Annotated in this window: 13 protein-coding genes and 1 pseudogene; all 14 read left to right on the forward strand. The window is 55.6% G+C overall.

Translation table 11 applies throughout. The annotated features are described in order from the left end of the window. Nucleotides 1-16 precede the first annotated feature (16 nt). On the forward strand, nt 17-1,615 hold the full coding sequence (locus MVB78_RS07505; protein WP_297489918.1) for a serine/threonine-protein kinase: 1,599 nt from the start codon (nt 17-19) through the stop codon (nt 1,613-1,615). A gap of 48 nt (nt 1,616-1,663) precedes the next feature. Beyond that, nucleotides 1,664-3,154: an ATP-binding protein gene (locus MVB78_RS07510; RefSeq protein WP_297489920.1), complete on the forward strand. Its 1,491-nt coding sequence runs from the start codon at nt 1,664-1,666 to the stop codon at nt 3,152-3,154. 44 nt (nt 3,155-3,198) lie between these two features. Then, entirely contained in the window at nt 3,199-4,527 is a 1,329-nt protein-coding gene (locus tag MVB78_RS07515) for an ATP-binding protein (protein WP_297489922.1), read from the forward strand. Nucleotides 4,528-4,611: 84 nt separating this feature from the next. Further along, nucleotides 4,612-6,981 (forward strand): serine/threonine-protein kinase, encoded by a 2,370-nt coding sequence (locus MVB78_RS07520; RefSeq protein ID WP_297489924.1) that lies wholly within the window; start codon nt 4,612-4,614, stop codon nt 6,979-6,981. A 52-nt stretch (nt 6,982-7,033) separates the two neighbouring features. After that, nucleotides 7,034-8,335, forward strand: coding sequence for an ATP-binding protein (locus MVB78_RS07525; protein WP_297489926.1), 1,302 nt, complete (start codon nt 7,034-7,036; stop codon nt 8,333-8,335). Between the two features lie 65 nt (nt 8,336-8,400). Further along, on the forward strand, nt 8,401-9,762 hold the full coding sequence (locus tag MVB78_RS07530) for an ATP-binding protein (protein ID WP_297489928.1): 1,362 nt from the start codon (nt 8,401-8,403) through the stop codon (nt 9,760-9,762). 7 nt (nt 9,763-9,769) lie between these two features. After that, nucleotides 9,770-10,168, forward strand: a complete 399-nt coding sequence (locus MVB78_RS07535; RefSeq protein WP_297489931.1) for a hypothetical protein — start codon at nt 9,770-9,772, stop codon at nt 10,166-10,168. Between the two features lie 138 nt (nt 10,169-10,306). Further along, nucleotides 10,307-10,879, forward strand: coding sequence for a hypothetical protein (locus MVB78_RS07540; protein ID WP_297489932.1), 573 nt, complete (start codon nt 10,307-10,309; stop codon nt 10,877-10,879). Nucleotides 10,880-10,981: 102 nt separating this feature from the next. Continuing rightward, on the forward strand, nt 10,982-13,696 hold the full coding sequence (locus MVB78_RS07545) for a protein kinase (protein ID WP_297489934.1): 2,715 nt from the start codon (nt 10,982-10,984) through the stop codon (nt 13,694-13,696). Nucleotides 13,697-13,700: 4 nt separating this feature from the next. Beyond that, nucleotides 13,701-14,825 carry a pentapeptide repeat-containing protein gene (locus MVB78_RS07550; protein WP_297489936.1) on the forward strand — a complete coding sequence of 375 codons (1,125 nt, stop codon included), beginning with the start codon at nt 13,701-13,703 and terminating at the stop codon, nt 14,823-14,825. 45 nt (nt 14,826-14,870) lie between these two features. Further along, nucleotides 14,871-16,859: a serine/threonine-protein kinase gene (locus MVB78_RS07555; protein WP_297489938.1), complete on the forward strand. Its 1,989-nt coding sequence runs from the start codon at nt 14,871-14,873 to the stop codon at nt 16,857-16,859. Further along, the gene (locus MVB78_RS07560) at nt 16,859-19,495 is read left to right on the forward strand and encodes a Stp1/IreP family PP2C-type Ser/Thr phosphatase (protein ID WP_297489940.1); all 2,637 of its coding nucleotides are present in this window, start codon (nt 16,859-16,861) and stop codon (nt 19,493-19,495) included. Before MVB78_RS07555 ends, MVB78_RS07560 begins: the two co-directional genes overlap by 1 nt. 38 nt (nt 19,496-19,533) lie before the next feature. After that, entirely contained in the window at nt 19,534-20,727 is a 1,194-nt protein-coding gene (locus MVB78_RS07565; protein ID WP_297489942.1) for a 26S protease regulatory subunit, read from the forward strand. A gap of 5 nt (nt 20,728-20,732) precedes the next feature. Then, nucleotides 20,733-21,530: pseudogene (locus MVB78_RS11335) on the forward strand (LamG domain-containing protein); the annotation flags it as partial. Between the last annotated feature and the right edge of the window lie 16 nt (nt 21,531-21,546).

The following is a 21,546-nucleotide window of genomic DNA, read 5'->3' on the forward strand; positions in this document are numbered from 1 at the left end:
TTGAGCGGTGGGGATGATGAAAGGGAAGGATCCTGCATCGGAGCTCTTCACCAAGCTGATCGCGGCGGTCATACTGATATACTTCCTCAAGTTCTTCGGTCTGTTCTTGGCCTTCCTGATCTTCCTGTCCTTCTTCAAGAGGCTCTTCACGGAGGGCCTTGGAGAGGTGGCCAAGCCCCCGGCACCGAGACCCGGCAGGGCCGAGATCGAGGGGATCCTGAGGAGGGGGCTGATCTTGGAAGCCCCGGGCGAGCTTATCCCGGGGAGCACCGCCCTTCTCAAGGTCGGCTTCAGGAACGCCTCCCGCTACCCCCTGACGGTCGACGTTGACCTGAGGGCGCTCTCAAGGGTTGGCAGGGTCTCGCAGGGCCTTCTTCGCCTTAGGGTTGGGCCCAACGAGGGCAAGCACGTCTTCGTGAGGTTCACGCCCGGAAAAGCGGGCGAGTTCCGGGTTCCCGTCTTCGCGAGTTCTGGTGGGATCAGGGTCGGGAGGGAACTCAGACTGGTCGTTAAAGCTCCTAAAGGTAGAGAAAGGCCGAAAGAACGCTCTGAACGCGTATTTGGGACCCTTGACGAGCTCCTCTCCCGCTACCGCTCCGTTGAGCTCATCGGAAGCGGCGGCTTCGGGAGGGTTTACAGGGCGGTCAGGCCGGACGGGAGAGTTGTTGCCCTAAAGGTCCCCCACTCCCTCAACGAGAGAACCGGGAGGGCGTTTCTGCGCGAGGTCTCGGCCTGGCTCTCCCTGAAGCACAGGAACATCGTCGAGCTCTACGACGCGAACCTCTACCCCTACCCGCACATGGAGATGGAGTACTGCGACGGCTCTCTGGAGAAGCTCAGCGTCCCCCTGAGCTGGGAGGAGGCCGCTGAGATTGCCTTTGAGATAGCCGAGGGGCTGAAATACGCGCACTCTAAAGGGATCATCCACCGCGACCTTAAACCGAGCAACATCCTCCTGAAGGGAAGAACACCGAAGATAAGCGACTGGGGGCTGGCCAAGCTCATGACCGAGACGAGCACAACTTCTTCGGCCTTCACTCCCTACTACGCTGCCCCGGAGCAGATAAGCAGGTCGAGGTTCGGCCCAACGGACGAGAGGACTGACGTCTGGCAGCTCGGCGTCCTCCTCTACTGGCTGGCCACTGGCAGGTTACCCTTCGAGGGGGAGGACTTCATTGAAGTGGCCGGGAAGATAACGATGGAAGAACCCGCTCCACCGTCTGAGATAAACCCCGAGTCAAAACCTGTCGAGCCGGTCGTAATGAGGTGCCTCGCAAAGAGGAAGGAGGAGCGCTACGCGAGCGTTGCCGAGCTTCAGCGCGACCTCGCGGGCCTCCTGGGCGGGAAGTATTCAAGGGAGCTGGAAAGGAGCGTTGACTTCTCCCGCTCCGCCTACTACGCCGGCCAGCTGCTCCTCCTCCACCTCAAACTCGGGGACGCGAAGGAGGCGCTCAAGTACGCCCTCTCCCTGAGGAGGTACGCTAAGGGAAAGGCGAAGCGGGACTTGGAGGGGCTTATCAGGCAGCTCGAAGTGAGGATAAGCGAGGGGCTTCCGGTTCCGCCGGAGCTCGTGGAGAAAGCGGAGGTGGTGGCGCATGAGATTAGTAGTACATAAAACAATAATGCATAAAAGTGTAATGCATAAAACTATAATGCAAAGGTGATGGAGATGTTCGTGAACAGGAGGAGGGAGCTTAGAGTACTGGAGGGGGCGCTAAATGCCCTGGGGAAGGGAGAAAAGTTCAACGTAGCGGTGATAGGGCCGAGGAGGATAGGCAAGACCGAGCTGCTTTTGAAGTTTAAGGAAACCCACGAAGAGGGAGCCGGATGCGTAATTCCCTACCTCAACGTCCAGAGAACGGGGAGCGTTGAATCGTTCAAGTTCGCCTATCTGAGGGAGCTCCTCTACGAGGCGGCGAAAAAGAGGGGGTTTGATGCCGAAAGAAGCAAACTCGTGGACTGGGACGGTCTGCTCGTTCTCGGGGCGAAGCTCGGGGTTGATGGGGAAGTTACCGCGATAAAACGGGGTTCCATCGGCGAGCTCTTTGAACTGCAGGAGGAAATCCTCAAAAAGCTCGATTTGAAAGCCATCTTTATCCTCGACGAGTTTCAAGATACTGTTAGATTCCCGAACTTCCTCGAAATCATGCGCTCCACCGTTGAAAAGCAGAAAGCAGTTGCCTACATCATCTCCGGTTCTGCCGTGAGGATGATGGAGAAGATACTGTCGCCGAAGAAGCCCTTTTTCGGGCAGTTCAGGCGGCTCTACCTTGGAGGCCTGCCAAAGGAGGACTCAATTGAGCTGGCAAAGGCGATGCTGAGCGGTGTTAAGGTGAGCAACGCCGCCCTTGAGTTGATCCACCGGCTTACGGGTGGGAATCCCTTCTACATCTCGGCCGTCTGCAGAAGACTCACTGAGGAGGGGTTTGAGAGGGTGGGAAGCAGAGAGGTTTACGTGGCATTCCTTACCGAGCTGCTGAGCGAGAGTGGCGACATCTACAGCCACCTCGACTACGTCTTCAACGAGTCGCTTTCGAGGGCCTATAAGGGAGCCGTCCACAGGGAAATACTGCTCATACTCGCAAGGGAGGAGGGGCTCACCCTCTCGGAGATATCGGAGAGACTCGGAAAGCCGAGCGGGGAAGTTTCCAACTACATGAAGTTCCTCCTGAGGACGGACCTGATAACGAAGGAAAACAAGCGCTACTACTTCACAGACAAACTCATGCGCTTCTGGCTCGGGAAAACGTACCTCGGCATAACGGAGCTTGAGCTGAGGAGGGAAAAGCTACTTAGAGAGCTCATCGGGGAGCTTGAGGAGAAGTACCTCAAAGCCAGGACCGAGCTTGGAAAAGCGGTTGAGTTTATGGTGAGGGAGGAACTCGGGAAGCGCTTCGGGGTAAAGTTCGAGCCCTACAGGAGGGGCGACGTTGAGTTCGACGGCGTTGCCTTCGGCGAGAGAACTTACGTCCTCGAAATAAAGTGGAGGAACAGACCCGTTGGTGCTAAGGATGTTGAAAAATTCGCGAGGAGGGCCAAAAGCGAGTTCGGGGAGCCCGTTATGGTCATGTTCTCCCGCTCGGGCTTTACGGAAAAGGCCAGGGAGGTTGCGGAGAGGCTGGGGGTGGTGCTGGTTGGGGACAAAATGCTGTAGAAAAAGTATTATACTTTATCAACATCATTTTGCGCGGTGGTACCATGTTCGTGAACAGGAAGCGGGAGCTTGAGTTCCTCGAAAGGAAGTGGAAGGAAGGCGGCGCCCAGCTGATAATAATCTACGGGCGCCGAAGGGTGGGGAAGACCACCCTCCTGAAGGAGTTCCTGAGGGGCAGGGAGGGGGTCTACTTCTTAGCCACAGCGGATTCAATGGGCGAGAACGTTAAAGAGCTGGCCGAAAAGTTTGCGGAACTGACAGGAAGGGGCTATTTTAAGGAGGTTAAAGATTTTGGGAGGCTCTTCCGCTACCTCGGGGAGGAGATAAAAAACGAAAGGGTTGCCGTAGTTCTGGACGAGTTCCAGTACCTGATGGGCCTCGAGCCGGGAATTTTAAGCGTTCTCCAGAGGGCCTGGGATGAAGTCCTTAAGGATACAAAACTCTTTCTCTTGCTCTGCGGCTCCTCGGTGGGGATGATGGAGAGAACGCTTGAGTACGAGAGTCCGCTCTACGGAAGGAGGACAGGCCAGTGGAAGGTCGAGCCCTTCGACATCAAAGCCACAGCGGAGATGCTCCCCGACAGGAGCATGGAGGAGCTTGTAAAAACCTACGCGATCTTCGGCGGCGTTCCCTTCTACCTCGATCTAATTAAGGGCCTGAGCGTTGAGGAGGCGATAAAGGGGAAAGTCCTGAGGAAGGGCGAAGTCCTCTACGAGGAGCCCGAGTTCCTCCTGAGGGAGGAGCTGAGGGAGCCGAGGGTTTACAAGCTCATCCTCAAGGGCCTCGCCCTCGGCCATGAAACCCTCGGGGAGCTGGTCAACTTCACGGGCCTCGACAGGGGAAACATCTCAAAGTACCTCGACGTCCTTGAGCGGCTCGATTTGATCGCCTACGAGCTTCCCTACGGGAGGAGGAAGAGGGGGCGCTACTACATCAGGGACAACTTCTTCAACTTCTGGTTCCGCTTCGTCTACCCCAACTTGGCCGATTTAGAGCTCGGACTGGTGGACGAGGTGTGGGGGAAGATCGAGAAGAACCTGAACGCCTACTACGGAATGATGTTTGAGCGCCTTGTAAGGGAGATGCTCAGGCTGAGGATTCTCGACTTCGGGCAGAAGAAGGTTACAAGGTGGTGGCACAAGGGGGAGGAGATTGATGCCGTTGTGGAGCTTGAAAACGGCCTTCTCTTCGTCGAGGTGAAGTGGAGCGAGCTGAAGAAGAGGGAAGCTGAGAGAATTCTTGAAGAGCTGAAGGCGAAAGCCGGGCGCTTCGATGTGAAAAATAAGAGGTTCCTGCTCATCGCCAAGAAAATTGAGGGTAAAGGTGAGGGTATGATGGACTTAGAGGATTTGGAAAGACTCGTTAGGGGGTGAAGGGATGAAGTCTGTCACAATCCCAGAAACGGCTGGTGGGAAATACCGGACCGAATTTCTCAAAGAGAATGGGGGAATGCACCCATGACGTTCCCCCGAGAATTACTTTCCAAATATAAAGAGCCAGAGTTTATTGGAGAAGGGATTGGTACAAGTGTCTACAAGGTAAAACGGAGGAAGGACAATAAACCTGTGGCTGTCAAAATCTTTGACTTCGATTTAGAGGATAAGGCAATGCGTAATTCCTTCTTAAAAGAGATCGAAAATTGGGTTAGGTTAGCTCACCCAAATATTGCGGAGGTGCACGATTACAGTGTTCTTCCGGTACCTTATGTGGAAATGGAGTATTACACAGAATCATTAGCTCACCTGCTGGTGCCTTTGGACATCCTAGATGCCTCATTGGTTGCCTTCGACATTGCCGAAGGCTTGAAATATGCTCATTCACGAGGGATAATCCATGGGAACCTTAAACCCAGTAACATCTTTCTTAAAGAGGGAGTTCCGAAGATAAGTGACTGGATTAAAATAACTCTAAAAGTTTCCACAGTGAGAACAACACCGATATTAAACATATACCATTTAGCCCCTGAAAATATACGGCCCGACAAATACGGCTACTCTGACCACAGGACAGACATCTGGCAGCTTGGAGTCATCTTTTACCGCCTCTTAACTGGAAAAACACCATTTGAAGGAAGTTTATCTGAGTTTATTGGGAACGTTGTTGACGAGAGCTATCAAATTACACCTCCCTCGAAGATTGATCCAAAGCTGGTTGAGTATGATAGACTCTTTGAGAAACTCCTAGCGAGGAGAAAAGAGGATCGCTATCAAAATATCGAGGAGTTTCAGAGAGACCTCGTTAGGACTATTGAGGGTGTACATCAGCAAAGGTTAAGAGAAAGTGGAAAGATTAGCGATCTAATTAAACATGTCCACGAGTATTCCGTATCACTCATTTTGATGCACATGAAACTCCAGGACACAAGGGGGGCACTTCTCTATTCGACTGATCTTCTCTCCTATACTAAGGGGAGCATCAACGAAGAGATACAGGGCATCATTGATAATCTAGATTCAATAATGAAAAACGGGGACAGAATTCCGTTGGAATTGATACAGAGAGTTGAAACCCTGCTCCACAAAGTTAGGTCACAAAAATCTAAAAAGCTTCACTTTTTAAATGTCTATAGTGGCTCTCTGCAAGAGGATATACAACTTCCTTCCCGGAGGGATATGGCATCCTCACAGGAAAGAAGACCAGAGGGGTCAATAGTTCAACCCAGCACCAGTAAGAGGTTAGATATCCCACGGGGATTTCCAGAGGAACTTTTGGAGTTATACACCAACGTTGAGCTTTTAGGTAAAGGTGGCTTCGCCCGTGTCTACAAAGCCAAGCGCAAAACAGATGAAAAGGTGGTCGCGCTTAAGATACCGAGGATAGACGAGAGGACGAGCAGCCTGTTCATCAAAGAAGTCGCCGCATGGTACAACCTAAACCACAAGAACATCGTCCGGCTCTACAAGGCAGACATCCTTCCGATTCCATACCTTGAGATGGAGTTCGTTGAAGGGGTGGAAATTGACGGGAAGCTCGTCAGAGACCTCGATGCCTATCCGAAGCCCCTCGATGAAAAGATCGCGCTGAAATTTATTGAGGGAATCGCCAGCGGTTTAGCCCACGCTCACTCAAAGGGCATCTACCACCTCGACCTCAAGCCCCTCAACGTTCTCCTAAAGAGCGACTTGACACCAAAAATTACCGACTGGGGATTGGCCAAGATAAGCGCGCGCAGTTCGCTGAGTCAGCATTATGGTTACTCCCCGCTTTACGCCGCTCCGGAACAGCTCGACGAGGAAACCTTCGGAATGCCAGACCACAGAACAGACATCTACCAGCTCGGGCTGATATTCTATGAACTCCTCACGGGCGAGCTCCCGTATAAAGCCACTTCTCCCGGCGCCCTTGTTGGCAAAATCCTTTACTCAAAGCCCAAACCGGTCTCCGAGATTAAGCCCGAGCTCAAGAAGTTCGACGGAGTCTTTGAAAAACTCCTCGCGAAGAGAAAGGAAGACCGCTATCAGTCGGTTGATGAGTTCTTATCTGCATTGGAATCCCTTGGAAAGCTGAAGAGGGAGAAGGAAGACCTCACGAAAACCACCTTGGCGATGAAGAGGAGCAAGTCAAGGGAGGAGTTCGAGAGGCTGAAGATCAAGAGCATAAGGCAGACCGTGGCCATCGCCGTCCTCAGCGCTAAGCTCAACGACAAGGCCCTGCTCCTTGAAGCCCTCGACGACCTGCGCTTCCACACGAGGGAAAACTTTGAGGATTTGGTCAACCTCATCGCACAGGTTGAGATGCTCACCAGGGAGGGGATTCCGATAAGCGGTTCCCTGGCCGAGAAGATCGAGGTTTTAGTCAGGAGGATCGAGGGGGAGGCCCTGAGATGAGGTCAGTTAAGCGACCAAAATCGCTATATATTTGGTCATTTAAACGACCAGAATGGTGATTGCTATGGTACAGTTAAATGACTATCTAATGAAGCTCGCCGCCGAGCTCCCGGGCAGGTTCGACTACGCGAGGAAGCTCAGAGGGAGGTTCGTCCTCGATGAGCTTACCGAGAGGGTTGACGAATACCTTGAGGGAGGGAAGACGGGCACGGTTCTGCTCCCAGGGCTGAGGGGAACCGGCAAAACGACCCTGCTCGGCCAGCTTTACTTCCACACCCTCTCAAAAACGCCGGAGGTTATCTACATTCCAGTGGACGAGCTGAGCCTCCTTGGATTCAGCCTGTACGAGGCGGTTGGGAGATACGTTGGGCTGTTCAGGCCGGAGAGGCCGGTTATACTCCTCGACGAGGTTCACTACGATAAAAAGTGGGACTTAACTTTGAAGGTTCTCCACGACAGGATGGAGTACCTCATAATAGCCACCGGCTCCTCCGCGCTCAGGCTGAGGGAGAGCCCCGACCTTGCGAGAAGAGCCAAACACATCGAGGTCAAGCCGCTGACGTTCCTCGAATACCTCCACCTTAGAGGAGAAAGGGTTGAGCGCACCGGGCTTGATGCCCTCTTCGAGTTCGATGAGGGTTCGCTCAGGAAGGCCCTCCGGGCGGGACTCAGGTACGGGGAGTGTGGGCGATACCTCCGCCTGGGCTCGCTCCCCCTGGCGCTTGAACTGCCGGAGAGGGAAGCCTACGAGGCCATCTTCACGCTGGTCGAGAGGATAGTTTACAGGGATCTCAAGGAGGTCAGGAACTTCGATGCATCAACCCTCGACTCGGCTATGAGGCTCCTCTTCGTCTTAGCGAATCCGAAGGGGGAGCGCTTCAGCTACGAGAGGCTCTCGAAGACGCTCGGGGTTTCAAAGGGCACGGTGATGGAGCTGGTGAGGGCATTCGTCAGGAGTAACCTCCTCATCGAGATACCTCCAGCTGGCAGCATGGCGAAGAAGGTTAGGAAGAGCCCGAAGCTGAAGTTCCTCTCCCCCTCGATGAGGGCCTCGATACTGCATAAGTTCGAGAGGGTTGATGAAGCGGCCCTGCTTGAGGATGCTGCAGCTTTCTACCTCCACTCCGCCGGAAGGCTGGAGTACGAGCCCGGAAAAGGCGGGGCCGACTTCCTCCTTGTTAGAAACGGAAAGAGGTACGTGATAGAGGTCGGCCTCGGGAAAGACGACCGCTCCCAGGTGAGGAGGAGCATGAAGAGGCTGAAGGCGGAGAAGGGGATAGTCATCGGGAGGGAGTTCGAGGTGGGGGATGATATACTCATGGTGCCCTGGTGGGGCTTCCTGGCGTTAATGTAAAACTAAATTAACTAAAAAAACAAAGTTTAAGTAAATTAAAATTAACTAAAAATCGGTGATGGAGGATGGAGGAGTACGTCAGGAGGATATTGACCCTCGACGGGAGGCGGCTGGAAAAGTTCGCCTTCGCGGACGGGGAGCCTCTCCCCGAGCGCCCGATGATGGGGAAGCTGATGGAGGAAGTTAAGTCCTTCCTGAGCTCCGGGCGGGGCAGGGTGATACTGCTCTACGGCCTGAGGGGGGTGGGAAAGACCACGATGTTAGCGCAGCTCTACTTCAAGCTCTTGGGAAAGGTCAGCGAGAAGAGGCTCGTCTACGCCTCGGTGGACGAAATCAAAATGCTCGGCTTCAACCTCTGGGAGGTCTTTGAGGGCTACGAGCACGCCGTGGGCGAGAGGCTTGAGGAGCTGAGCGAGCCGACGGTTTTCCTCCTCGACGAGGTTCACTACGATGAGAAGTGGGATTTAACCCTGAAGGTGATGCATGACAGGGCGAGGAACCTGATGATAATCGCCACGGGTTCGTCGGCAATGGAGCTGAAGCTGAGCACCGATCTGGCGAGGAGAGCCAAGAGAATCCACGTTACGCCGCTGACCTTCGGGGAATACCTCCACCTGAAGGGAATTCGGGTGGATGAGGGAATAAGGAACGAGCTGAAGGGAATTCTGCTGGGGAAAGGGGCGGAGGGAATAGAGGAAAAGATACCGGGGGTTCTCTCAGCCTTTGACCCGATTGAGGTCGAGAGGTACCTCCTCTACGGCTCCCTTCCCTTGGCTATATCCTCAAGGGAACCCCTGGAGGATGCCTACTCCATCGTGGAGCGCACAGTTCACTGGGATCTCGCCAACATGGGCTTTTCAACGGGTGTTCTGGAGAAGGTCTTTCCCCTGATGCTCATGTTAGCCTCTGGCGAGAGCCTGAACTACGACAGGCTAACATCCAAACTCGGCGTTTCGAGGCCCGTTCTGGCGAGGCTCCTCTCCGCCCTCGAAGCTCTGGAGGTGATACTGCCGGTTAGGGCGCACGGTTCAGCGGGAAAGGCCGTGAGGAAGACCCCCAAGTACAGGTTCCTCGCTCCAGCCCTGAGGTCAGCAATCCTGAACCGCTTCGGCTTCCTTGAGATGAACGGAAAGACCTTCGGGAGCCTTCTTGAAGATGCCGTCGCGCTCTACCTCTACCTAATAGCAAAGGAGAGGCTCGGCTCTGTTACCTACGACGCCGGGAAAGGCGGGGCAGATTTCATACTGAGCACGCCGGGGGAAAGGGTCGTGGTCGAGGTCGGCTGGGGGAGGAAAGATGAGGGGCAGGTGAGAAAGACGATGCGGAAGGTGAAGGCTGAGTGGGGAGTTATCGTCCACGGCGGGGAGTTCAGGAGGAAAAACAACATCGTGTGGCTCCCGAGGGAGTGGTTCCTGCTCGCGCTTTGAGGAGGTGATGGGGGTGTCGTATCGGAAAATGACGTATAGGTGGAGCGCAACCAATGCTATTGGAACGGGCTACGTTGAGAAGCCGGGCAGCGGGACGCTGAGGATTTTAGCAGCACTCGAAAAAGCCGAACTTCCGAGGCCCGAATTCAAGGAGGCCTTTGCCGGCTTCCAGGGGGTCTTTTACAGGGACTGGCTGACCGAGGAGAGGCTTGGAGAACTCGGACTGAACGAGAGGCAGGTTAAAGCCGTTTTGTACGTCAAGGAAAAGGGGAGCACAACGAACAGGGAGTATCGGGGGCTTTTCAGCGTCTCCAAGGCAACGGCCTCAAGGGAGCTGAAAGAACTCGTTGATGCGGGGATATTTGAGAAAATGGGAAAACTGGAAGGAGTGTTAGATACATCCTAAGGGGTCAAACTGACCCCATTATGGGAGGTGGTGTGATGGGAAATCCGACCAAAAGCGCAAACTCAATGGCAAAGGCAACTCCGACGGAATATAACAATAATAACAAATCCTTTAAAAAGTTTTGTTATAATTGTTCCGGTGGTTGAGATGCGTCCGCCGACGAGGAGGGAGAGGATATACATAGCGCTCTGGGAGCTCGGAAGGGTTAGAGTAGCGGAGCTTTCAAGGGTTACAGAGCTCCCCTATCCTTACGTCCACAGGGAGATACGGAGGCTTGAGAGGGAAGGTGTCGTTGTGAACAGCGCTGGAACCGTGGAAATCCCCGACAGGAAGGCCTTCGTGATGCTCTGGGCAGAGGACAAGAGGAGGATATTCGAAAGGGTAAAAGGGATGAGGGTAAAGCTTCTTCCCGGCCCGAAAGTCCTGCTCTCAGGCTCTGCCGCCCTCTGGGCGATTGGAAAGGTGCTGAGTCCTGCAGGAGGGGTAGCTTACGTGAGGAAGCCGGAAGAGGCAGCCCGGCTCAAATCCGCGGGGGGCTATCCAATGACGCTCTATTCCTACGACGACTTCGCCTTCCGCTTCGCCAAGAGGGCTGGCAGGTTCAGCCTGCCCCCCTGGGGGATGGTTTTAGCTGATTTGCTCGCCCAGGGTATGTACACGAGGCTGTTTGAGGAAGTCTTTGAGGAGGTTGTGGGGAATGGAGGAGATTGAAAGTTTGAGGAGTCCGAAAAGTCCCGGCGTCGGTCTTCCCTTCGATAGGGAAGGCCTTCTCATGAGGATTGACGGGATTGAAAACACCCTGGAGGTGGTCTGATGTCTTACTGGGCGAAAACCTACGGGCCTGGTGTGGCTAAGGCCGTGGCCCTTGATAAGAACGGAGATATTATTGTTGTCGGAGAAAGGGGAGGAGATGCTTTCGTCGCCCGACTGGACAGGGACGGGAACGTTAAGTGGCAGAAGACTTACGGAGGAAGCGATGATGATGAGGCTTACGCGGTTGCTTTAGCGAGCAACGGTGACGTTATCGTGGCCGGCTGGACTGACAGCTTCGGCGCTGGTGGCAAGGATACTTGGGTTCTCAGGCTTGACAGCGAGGGAAACGTTAAGTGGCAGAAGACTTACGGAGGAAGCGATGATGATGAGGCTCACGCGGTTGCTTTAGCTCCTAATGGTGACGTTATCGTGGCCGGCTGGACTCGGAGCTTCGGCGCTGGTAAAAGGGACGTTTGGGTTCTCAGGCTCGACGCTAATGGTAACGTTAAATGGCAGAAGACTTACGGGGGAAGCGACTGGGATGTTGCTAACGCGGTTGCCATCGCTCCGAACGGTGACGTTATCGTGGCCGGCTACACTGACAGCTTCGGCGCTGGTGGCCGGGACGCTTGGGTTCTCAGGCTTGATGGTGAAGGAAACGTGAAGTGGCAGAAGACTTACGGAGGAAGCGACTGGGATGAGGCTGACGCGGTTGCTTTAGCTCCTAATGGTGACGTTATCGTGGCCGGCTGGACTGACAGCTTCGGCGCTGGCAAAAGCGACGTTTGGGTTCTCAGGCTTGACGAGAATGGAAACGTTAAATGGCAGAAGACTTACGGAGGAAGCGACTGGGATGAGGCTAACGCGGTTGCATTAGCTCCCAACGGCGACATCATCGTGGCCGGCTACTATGGAGCAACTAGGCGGCACGGTTCTGGAGATAACGCTTGGGTTCTTCGCCTCCCGCCGGATGGGAACCTGCCGGGCTGTGACTTCTGCAACGAGTCAAACGCTAAGGTGATAAACACAAACGCCGAAATCCACAATACAAACTGCGAAGTCCTCTCAGGAGTCAGGAAGTATGAGGTTGAGGTGGTGGAGGGGGGCTTCCTGTTCAAAAAGAAGAGGAAGGAGAAGCGGAAGGAGTGGCGCACGGAGAGGGTCTCGCTTAAAGTAGAGGACTCAAACGCCTACATTAGGGCCATCACACCAAGCATCCAAACCCAATGTTACGCCAAGTCTGAAGAGGAAAGAAGAATAGAACGCCAGCTTCTATCGGCCATCACCATTTCTCTTCCCGCCCTAACCGAGGGGATTGAAGCCCCCCTAAAACTCACCCTCACCAACAACCTCGCCGACTCCCTCAAAGCAACCCTTGACCTATCGGGAAACGAGTTCTTCGAGCTTGAGGAGACCAAAGTCGAGTTCCCGGAGCTTAAGAGAAGAAAGAAGGTAACCAAAACAATAACCGTGACGCCAAAATATGCGGGGGCCTTTGACCTTCGCATTGGGATCAAAGCCATCGTAAACGGCCTCGAAATCGAGGCCGAGAAGGTAATCCCCGTTGAGGTCGCAGAAAGAACGGCAACCCCAGCCTACGCGACACCGCAAACACCAGTAACGCCGGCCACACCGCAAACCCCGGCCTACACACCCACTCCCTCAACGCCAGCGCCAGCAGCATCTGAACTCCCGCCCGGCTTCCCGCCCCAGCTCGCCTACAAATACACCGAGATAGAACCCATCGGCAGGGGCGGCTTCGCGAGGGTTTTCAAAGCTAAAAGGAAGGACGGCAAAGTTGTCGCAGTAAAAATCCCGCTCAGCCTTGACGAGAACACTGGAAAAGCCTTCCTCAGGGAGATAAGTCACTGGCTCCAGCTGAAGCATCCGAACATCGTCCGTCTTTATGACGCGAACATCCTTCCAATCCCGTTCCTTGAGATGGAGTACTGCGAGGGCTCGCTCGAAAAGCTGCCGAAGCCTTTACCCGTTGAAGTCGCCTCTTACATCGTCTTCAACATCGCCGAAGGCCTGAAGTATGCTCACAGCAAGGGAATAATCCACCGCGATCTGAAGCCCAGCAACGTCCTCCTCAAGGAGGGAATACCCAAGATAAGCGACTGGGGTCTGAGTAAAGCCATGACAGAGACCCACTCAACCACGATGGCGAGCTTTACACCCTTCTACGCCTCCCCGGAGCAGACCTCGCGGAGGTTCGGAAAGCCAGACCACAGGAGCGACATCTGGCAGTTGGGAGTCCTCTTCTACCAGCTCGTGACAGGTAAGCTTCCCTTCGAGGGCGACGACCTCATCGAGGTCGTCTCAAGGATAGCGACCGACGAGCCGGTTCCGCCAGGCGAGCTCAACCCGGAGGCGAAGGAGATAGAGCACGTAATCCTCACCTGCCTCCAGAAGAACCCCGACGACCGCTATCAATCGGTTGCGGAGCTTCAGCTTGAGCTCGCCACCTACCTCGGCCTGAGATACAAGAAAGAACTCAAGCGCTCGATAACGGTGAACGACACCCCGAGGGCCGCTTTTTACGCGGGCAAGCTGATGCTGATGTTCCTCAAGATGGGCAACATGAAGGAAGCCTACAAGTACGCGAGCGACCTGAAGTTCTACGCCTCCGGGGAGCTCTCAAGGGACGTGGAGGAGCTTGCGGAGGGGATAAAGGTCCGCCTTGAGGAAGGGTTAAGTTTCGCCGGCGAGGAGCTGCTCGCGAAGGCGGAGATAATAGCGCATAAAGTCAGCCTCGGCTTTGAAAAGCTTTAGGGTGATGCCTTTGAGGTGCACCTACGAGTACCGAAAATCCATAAAGGAGTGCCCCCACGAGGCCGTTGAGAACGGCCTCTGCATATTCCACCTGCCCGAGGGCGGAAAAGACTTCCGAAAGGCTAACTTAGAGGGCGAAGACCTTGAGGAAGCGTATCTCAGCGAGGCAATGCTGGGCGGGGCGAACCTCTCGGGAGCGAACCTCACCCGCGCCGACCTGGGCGACGCCGACCTCTCCGGGGCGAACCTGAGCTGGGCGGTTCTCTATGAGGCAGACCTGAGCGGGGCTAAGGCTGAGAGGGCCGACTTCACGAGCGCCGACCTGAGGAAAGCGGATCTCAGCGGGGCATCTCTGATTGGAGCGAACCTCTCACTGGTGAACCTTGAAAACGCGAACCTGGCGAGGGCGGATCTCAGGGGGGCGGAGCTATACGGTGCAAACCTAAGCCAGGTGAACCTCGTAGGAGCCGACCTCCGCGGGGCAAGGCTCTACGGCGCTGACCTCTCCGGAGCAAGGGGCTTGGAGTACGCGCGCATGGACGCCTTCATCCCAGAGGAGAAAGAGGGCGACAGGTTTAGGGGGGATAAGAAGTTCGAGGAAGCGGTCGAGGCCTACAGGAAGGCCCTCTCCGTCTACATCTCCCTGAAGACCCTCTTCAGGAGGAGGGGGCTCTACGGGAAGGCCTCGGACTACAGCGTCGGCGAGTGGCGCGTCAGGGGGAAGCTCCAGCGCATCCTCCACCTCCACCCTAAACCCGCCGAACTCGCCGAGTTCGTCCCATTAACGGGGAGGAGCGGGAAGAGGTGGCTCATAGCCATCGAGGGGAACCTCCGCTACTGGGCAAACGTCCTCTACAGGCTGACCTCAAACTACGGCGAGAGCGCCTTCCGCGTCCTGCTGACCACGCTGGCGATAGTGCTCCTCTTCGCTGCTTTCTTCCGGTGGCTCGGGGTCACCCCGGGCGGCTTCGGGACCGCGCTCTACTTCAGCGTGATAACCTTCACGACAGTGGGCTACGGTGACGTCGTCCCCGGAAACCACCGCATGCTCGCGGCCACCGAAGCGTTCATCGGCGCCTTCATGATGGCTTTCTTTGTTGTTGTGATAAGCAGAAAACTTATCAGGTGAAAGAAGGATGTTAGTCCATACCAATGGGATAAAGGAGGTGTTGGGATGGAGGAAGCAAGGATATCTGACTTGGAGGAGATAAGGGAAAGGCTCGACATGATATCCCACTACATACGCCTCGAACTGCCCGGTTCCAACCCTGCCAAAGCCCGCGACTACCTGAGCCAGGTTGTAAAGGCCCTGAACGAGAACAGAACCTCGGAGGCGCGCGGACTGATAAAGCACGCCTTCACCGCGGCGATGCCGGACGTGGAGTTCCTACTGAGCACCGCCCTAAAGCTGAGGCACGACGGCGAAAAGCTCCTGAGGAACAAGAAGTTCAAGGAGGCGATATCGAAGTTCGAGGACTCCCTGGACAGGTACAGGCAGGCCCTCACCGCCGTTGAAGTTATGGGGGACGAGGAGAAGGCCGGCAAGCTGAGGAACGCCATGGAAACGACTGACAACTTCAGGAAGATAGCCAACTTCAGGATGATCTACAAGAGGATAAAGGAGGCCAAGAACGAGAAGGAGCTCTACGCGGCCCTCGAAGAGCTCCAGCACATTGAGGTTCCCATGGAGGACGACAGGTTCGACGCGATGGTAACCGCCCACAGGAGGCTCATAGCCATGCAGCTCCAGACGGTCGCTGGAATGATACGGGAGGCCCACAACCTCTACCGGAAGGAGGATCTCTACTCGGCCAAGAAGACCCTTGAGGCCGCGAAGGCCTCTCTGGACAAGCTGATGGAGACGGCGAAGAAGTACGGGCTCGTCAACGAGATCGGTCAGGTAGGGGAGCTCCTGAAAGCGGTCACCCACAACATAAGCGGCATCTCGGAGCTTCTCTTCACGGGGGAGAAGATCAGGGGATGGCACTTCCGCGTTCCTAAGGAGGAGGACTTCACGATACAGGAGGAGGAAGAGGAGGAAGAGTTCTTCGACATGTCCCTCGACTTCCAGAAGAGGTTCGAGATGATACGCGAGAGGTACAGGATAAAGGACGTCATCGGGGAGGGCGCGTTCTCCTACGTCTACAAGGCCGTCAACTCCCGGGGCCAGAAGGTGGCCGTAAAGATACTCAAGTACCTCGACAGGGACTACATGGAGTCCTTCAAGAGGGAGTTCGAGGTCTCGGCGAAGCTTGAGCACGAGAACATAGTCAGGGTTTACAGGGCGGACCCGCAGCTCGGGTTCCTTGAGATGGAGCTCGCAACTGGCAACTTCGAGGACTACAAGAAGCCCCTGCCGGTCGAGCTCGCTGGCAGGGTCGTATACGAGGTCAGCAGGGCCCTCCACCACGCCCACTCAAAGGGCATCTACCACAGGGACGTGAAGCCGAGCAACATACTCTACTTCGGCAGCCCGGAGAGGGCAAAGCTCGGCGACTGGGGCCTGGCAAAGCTCGCGTCGAGGGCCACGAGGAAGTCCTCCCAGGTCAAGCACAAGACGATCCTCTACGCCTCCCCCGAGCAGACCTCAAAGCGCTTTGGGAAGCTCGACCACAGGAGCGATATATTCCAGCTCGGTGTCGTCTTCTACGAGTTCCTCACCGGGAGACACCCGTTCATAGGGGAGACCGACGGTGAGATAATCAACAACATACTCAACGAGAACCCCGAGCCCCCGAGCTCGCTCAACCCGGATGCGAGGCCCTTCGACGCCATAGTGATGAAGATGATAGAGAAGGACCCGAGGAACCGCTATCAGACGGTCAGGGAACTGCAGAACGACCTCAGGGAAGTCCTCATCAGGATGGGCGAGAGGGTGAGGGAGAGCCTCGGGACGAGGGACGTGGTTGAGCACATGACGAAAACGATCTGCCTCATGATGAAGGCCATCGCCGACGGCTCCAGCACAAACTGGAGGACTGACCTCCAGGCCATAATAAGGGAGCTGAACTCGCTCTACGAGCAGACTGGGGACAGGGACGTGCTCGGCGTGGAGAGGCAGCTTGAGCTCATGCTCGAGCAGGACGCAAAGCCCACCGAGGAGAGCCTGAGGCAGATCCTGCCCGTGCTCAACAGGTATGGCTACGCCTGTACGATGGGGTGATGGGGATGAGAAGATTACTCGCCCTCTTGGCCGTGCTCCTCCTGCTTCCGGTCTACGCGCCTGTGGAGGGCGGCTACGCCGGCGAATTAGCTGGCAACGCCACGGAGATATACTCCTTCCTCTACAACCACTCCGCCGCCTTGGGAATATCGAACGAGACCATCGCGGCCATAGGCGGAAACCTCACCCTCGCCGAGAACCAGAGCAACGAGACCCTGAGGGCCCTGTACCTGAGGGGGGTTGTGCGCCTGGAGCTCAACGTCAGCGCTTCCGCGGTGGCCGGGCTGATAAAGCCGTGGGAAGAGGTAAACGCAACCCTCGGGGAGCTGAACGCCACGAACTGCTCCGGGCCCGTGAGGGCCCTTCTCGGAAACCTCACGGAGTTAGAGAGCGACCTGAAAAAAGCCCGCGAGAGCTTTAACGGCACGGTAAACGCCTCCATGGTTATAGGAGACCTCAACAAGACCATCGCGCTCCTCTCCACTGAGAGGGTCGAGGCGATCGCGAACGGCACCCGTGGCTGCCTCATCAAGCTGATGGATTCGCAGAGGATGGGAATGGAGAGTGAGTTGGGAACGGCTTACTCAGCGCTCCTCAAGCTGATGGCCAAAACAACGGGCACCCTGAAGACGGTGGAAAGCCTCGAAAAGACCCTGGATGGCCTCCTGAACGCGACCTCCGGCGTCGGCAACGTCTCCGCTTACAGGAGCTTCCTGCTCACTAAGGAGGATGAGCTCAGGGGTCTCAAGCGGGAGCTGAGGGGAGTGGAGAGCAGTGAGCTCAAGCTCAAAGGGGAGATAATAGGCCTCAACGGGACGTTGGAGGAGGGCTATGGGAATGCCCTGAGGGGCATCAACTCAACCGCGAATTTGAGTGCCATGCTGAGCTACTACCGGGCTTTCATCGGCCTCTACAACAACGTATCGTCAATATCGGATGGTGTAAAGGGCGTCGAGGCCGAGCAGGCTGAGCTCGCGAGAAACCTGACCTCCTTAGAGAAGGGGTTGAGGAGCGAGAGCGTAAAAGCGATCTCGGGGAAGGTCGGCTCCCTCCAGGGGGAGATAGAGAGCCTGTACTCCACGCTCCAGGAAGAGAGGGAGCTCCTCCTGGGAATCAACGCCACAAACGCGGCCATCTCGGAGAACGTCACGGCCCTTGAGAGGAGCATCAACGGCACGCTTGAGAAGCTGATGAAGTGGAACTCAAGCGTCCGGAGCATCGAGAGGAACGCCAAGGCAGTATCGTACAAGAACCCGGCCCCGCTCGTCCAGTACTGGAAGGATCTCGGTAAGATCGAGATGGGCCTCAAGGAGGTGAACTTGAGCGGGATCAGCTCCTCCGTTCAAAGGATCCTGGCCCTGAGCGAGAGCGCAACCCAGTCCAGTAGCTCCTCAACGACCTCAAGTACGCCGCCCCGCTCATCAACAACCCCGGCTTCAAACACAACGGCTTCTACCACGCCCGGGAAATCGAAGGGGGCAGGCCACTACATCATCCTGATACTCAAGGGCATAATCATAGCCGCCGTGGTGCTCCTCGGCATCATCGCCGCTTACTGGGGCTACTACGTTCTCAGGCAGAAGAGGGAGGAGTACGAGGTGGAAAAGCAGAGAAAGGAGGAGGAGCGCAGGAGGGAAGAAGAGCGGCAGAGGTATTGGAAAAAAATCGAGGACATGAGAAAGAAAATTGGGGGCATCGAACGGCAGCTCAGGAAGCTCGGTCTTTCGGGTGATCCGACCGCCCGTGGGAAGCTGGAAGAGCTGAGGAGGATGGCCGAGGAGGCCGAAGAGGCATTCCAGATGCAGAACTATGCTGGGATCAGTGAGATCAGCCGGGCGTTCCTTGAAAAGGCCGGGGCGCTCATTGCCGCCCTTGAGGATTACGGGAAGACCCTCAAGCTCGACCTCGGTTCGCACGTTGCGGCCGACAGCTACATCGGCCGGAGGGAGAACAACGAGGACGCGTACATAGCGGACAAGGTGGAGGGCAACGTTCTCCTCGCGGTCGCGGACGGGATGGGCGGCCACCTCGCAGGGGAGGTCGCGAGCGCGAAGGCCATAGAGATCCTGAAGGAGACCTTAGGGCTCAACAAGTTCGGCGACCCCAAGGAGATACTCAGGGAGGCCATCCTGAGGGCCAACGAGGAGGTATACAGGATGGGGCACGACCCGGATCACCCGGAGCGCTACAACATGGGCACCACGCTGACTGCTGCCATAGTCAGGGGAGATACCGCAACCGTTGGGAACGTCGGCGACAGCAGAACCTACCTGATCCGCGACGGGAGCATAGAACGCCTCACAAAGGACCACTCCCTCGTTCAGGAGCTCATAGACAGGGGCGAGATAACCGAGGAGGAGGCCAGGAGGCATCCGCAGAAGAACATCATAACGAAGGCCATCGGGATAGAGAAGGAGCTCAGGCTCGACGAGGGGGACGTGAAGGAGGTCAAGCTGAAGCCCGGTGATTATCTTCTCCTGTGCTCCGACGGCCTCAGCGACGCCCTCCCGGACGAGGACATACTGAAGACGGTTTTGAGCGCACGTTCGCTGCAGGAGGCCGTTAAGCTGCTGATAGACAAGGCCTACTCCTTCGGCAGCGACGACAACATCACGGTGGTGCTCTACCGCCACTGATTTCGTTGTTTGCGTCTCCGCGAGGTGGAGGTGATAGAATGCCCGTGGATCTCTCGGGGCCGCTGATGGCGGCGTTTAAGAAGGCTAAGAAGGAGTATGAGGACGCAGTCCAGAAAGGGGACGTGGAGAGGGCGAAGAGGAAGGCCCTTGAATGCGCGAGGATACTCAGGCAGCTCGCCAAGTACGACGAGTTCAACCGCGAGAGCTACATCAAGAAGGCAAAGAAGTGGGAGACCCTCTCAAAGGAGGTCGGAAAGAGACGCAGAAGCACAGTCAGGGGCAAGCCGATGAAGGAAGGCTCTGCCAAGCCCGAAAACGAGGAGAGAGAAGAGGAGGACAAGTTCAGGGCCTACATAAGGGAGAACCTCATAGCAAAGTCGAAGGTGAAGTGGAGGGACATAGGAGGCCTCGATGAGGTGAAGGCCCTCATAATGGAGACAGTGGTCATCTCGGCCCTGCAGAGGCCAGAGTCCATACAGCCCTGGAAGGGGATCCTGCTCTTTGGGCCGCCGGGAACTGGGAAGACCCTGTTAGCTTCAGCGGCCGCCGGCAGCTTAAACGCAACCTTCTTCTCTGTGAAGGCCAGCAGCGTGCTGAGCAAGTACTTCGGCGAGTCGGCTAAGATAATCTCGGCCCTCTACGAGGTTGCGAGGGAGGAGGCACCGAGCATAGTCTTCATGGACGAGATAGACTCCCTAACGACGAAGCGCTCGGGCGAGCAGAGCGAGGCCAGCAGGAGGATGCTCGCTACGCTTTTGACGGAGCTCGACGGCTTCCAGGACAAGAAGAGCGACAGGCTCATCCTCACGTTAGCGGCAACCAACACGCCCTGGGATTTAGACGAGGCTGTTCTCTCGCGCTTCCCGAGGAGGATCTACGTGCCTTTACCCGACAGGAAGGCCGCAAAGGAGATAATCAAGATCAACACCCGCGGGCTCGACATCTCAAAGCTCGATCTCGACGCGATAGCGGAGGAGAGCGTTAAGCGGTTATACTCCGGCAGAGACCTGAAGAACCTCTGCCAGGCAGCGGTCTGGAACATGATACGCGAGGAGAACCCCAACCTTCACAAGTTAGCAGAGCTCCCCTACGAGAAGCTCAGGAGGCGCTCCCTGAGGACGAGGCCGCTGGAGATGCGCGATTTTGAGGAAGCTTTCAAGCGGATCAAGAGCCCTCTGACGAGGAGGGACATCGAGAGGTATGAGAAGTGGGCCGAGGAGTTCGGGGGGTGAGGGGGATGAGGAAGTTAAGCCTCTTGTTGGTTTCCCTCCTGCTTTTATCAATTTTAGCCCAGACGCCAGTCCTCGGGGCGGGAGCGCAGAACCAACTAAGAAAACCTGAGAACGGCCAGAACTACAACTGGAGCGCAGGGATAAACCCGGAGCATACGGCAATCAACGTTGGAGCAACAAAAACCCCGGCGATCTCTGAGTCGAGCGTTGACCTCTCCACGGGTTTGGTTGCGTATTATTCTTTTGACCACTGTGATGCTCGGGACGACAGTGGGAACGGGCATGACGGGACGATTTACGGGAGTCCAGAGTGCGTTGATGGAGTGAAAGGGAAGGCGTTATACCTTAACTGGGGCGATTACATTAAAACAGTAGACAAAATTAAATGGTCATCTAACTCATTCACGATAGCTGGATGGTTAAAACCCGATTCAGTGGATTCATGGGTTGCCTTTGTTTCAAAAGGTGGAGATTATGACATTTGTAGTAGTGCGAATTCCTTTAATTTAGAATTCTATAACGGAAAGGGCCATGTTAGATTTGGAGAAACTTGTTGGTGTTGTAAGTATTACACTCCCGAGCCTATGATCCAACCCAATCAGTTCAGATTTGTTGTCGTCACGTACGATGGGAACACTCTCTCATTTTACGTAAATGGCAAAAAAATATCTGAAACACAAGTTAAGGCAACAATAAATTCAGAGACTTCCCCAATATACATTGGAGCCGATTTTCCTGGTGGTGCTAATTATTATCAAGGGACAATAGATGAAGTCCGAATCTACAACCGCGCTTTAACCGACTTTGAGGTTCAGGAGC

It is taken from the genome of Thermococcus sp., from assembly GCF_026991495.1.
Lineage (GTDB): Archaea > Methanobacteriota_B > Thermococci > Thermococcales > Thermococcaceae > Thermococcus.

Bases quoted from the DNA above. Each gene is read 5' to 3' on its own strand.
- MVB78_RS07505 (WP_297489918.1), top strand. From the start codon at position 17: ATGAAAGGGAAGGATCCTGCATCGGAGCTCTTCACCAAGCTGATCGCG.
- MVB78_RS07510 (WP_297489920.1), top strand. From the start codon at position 1,664: ATGGAGATGTTCGTGAACAGGAGGAGGGAGCTTAGAGTACTGGAGGGG.
- MVB78_RS07515 (WP_297489922.1), top strand. From the start codon at position 3,199: ATGTTCGTGAACAGGAAGCGGGAGCTTGAGTTCCTCGAAAGGAAGTGG.
- MVB78_RS07520 (WP_297489924.1), top strand. From the start codon at position 4,612: ATGACGTTCCCCCGAGAATTACTTTCCAAATATAAAGAGCCAGAGTTT.
- MVB78_RS07525 (WP_297489926.1), top strand. From the start codon at position 7,034: ATGGTGATTGCTATGGTACAGTTAAATGACTATCTAATGAAGCTCGCC.
- MVB78_RS07530 (WP_297489928.1), top strand. From the start codon at position 8,401: ATGGAGGAGTACGTCAGGAGGATATTGACCCTCGACGGGAGGCGGCTG.
- MVB78_RS07535 (WP_297489931.1), top strand. From the start codon at position 9,770: ATGGGGGTGTCGTATCGGAAAATGACGTATAGGTGGAGCGCAACCAAT.
- MVB78_RS07545 (WP_297489934.1), top strand. From the start codon at position 10,982: ATGTCTTACTGGGCGAAAACCTACGGGCCTGGTGTGGCTAAGGCCGTG.
- MVB78_RS07550 (WP_297489936.1), top strand. From the start codon at position 13,701: ATGCCTTTGAGGTGCACCTACGAGTACCGAAAATCCATAAAGGAGTGC.
- MVB78_RS07555 (WP_297489938.1), top strand. From the start codon at position 14,871: ATGGAGGAAGCAAGGATATCTGACTTGGAGGAGATAAGGGAAAGGCTC.
- MVB78_RS07560 (WP_297489940.1), top strand. From the start codon at position 16,859: ATGGGGATGAGAAGATTACTCGCCCTCTTGGCCGTGCTCCTCCTGCTT.
- MVB78_RS07565 (WP_297489942.1), top strand. From the start codon at position 19,534: ATGCCCGTGGATCTCTCGGGGCCGCTGATGGCGGCGTTTAAGAAGGCT.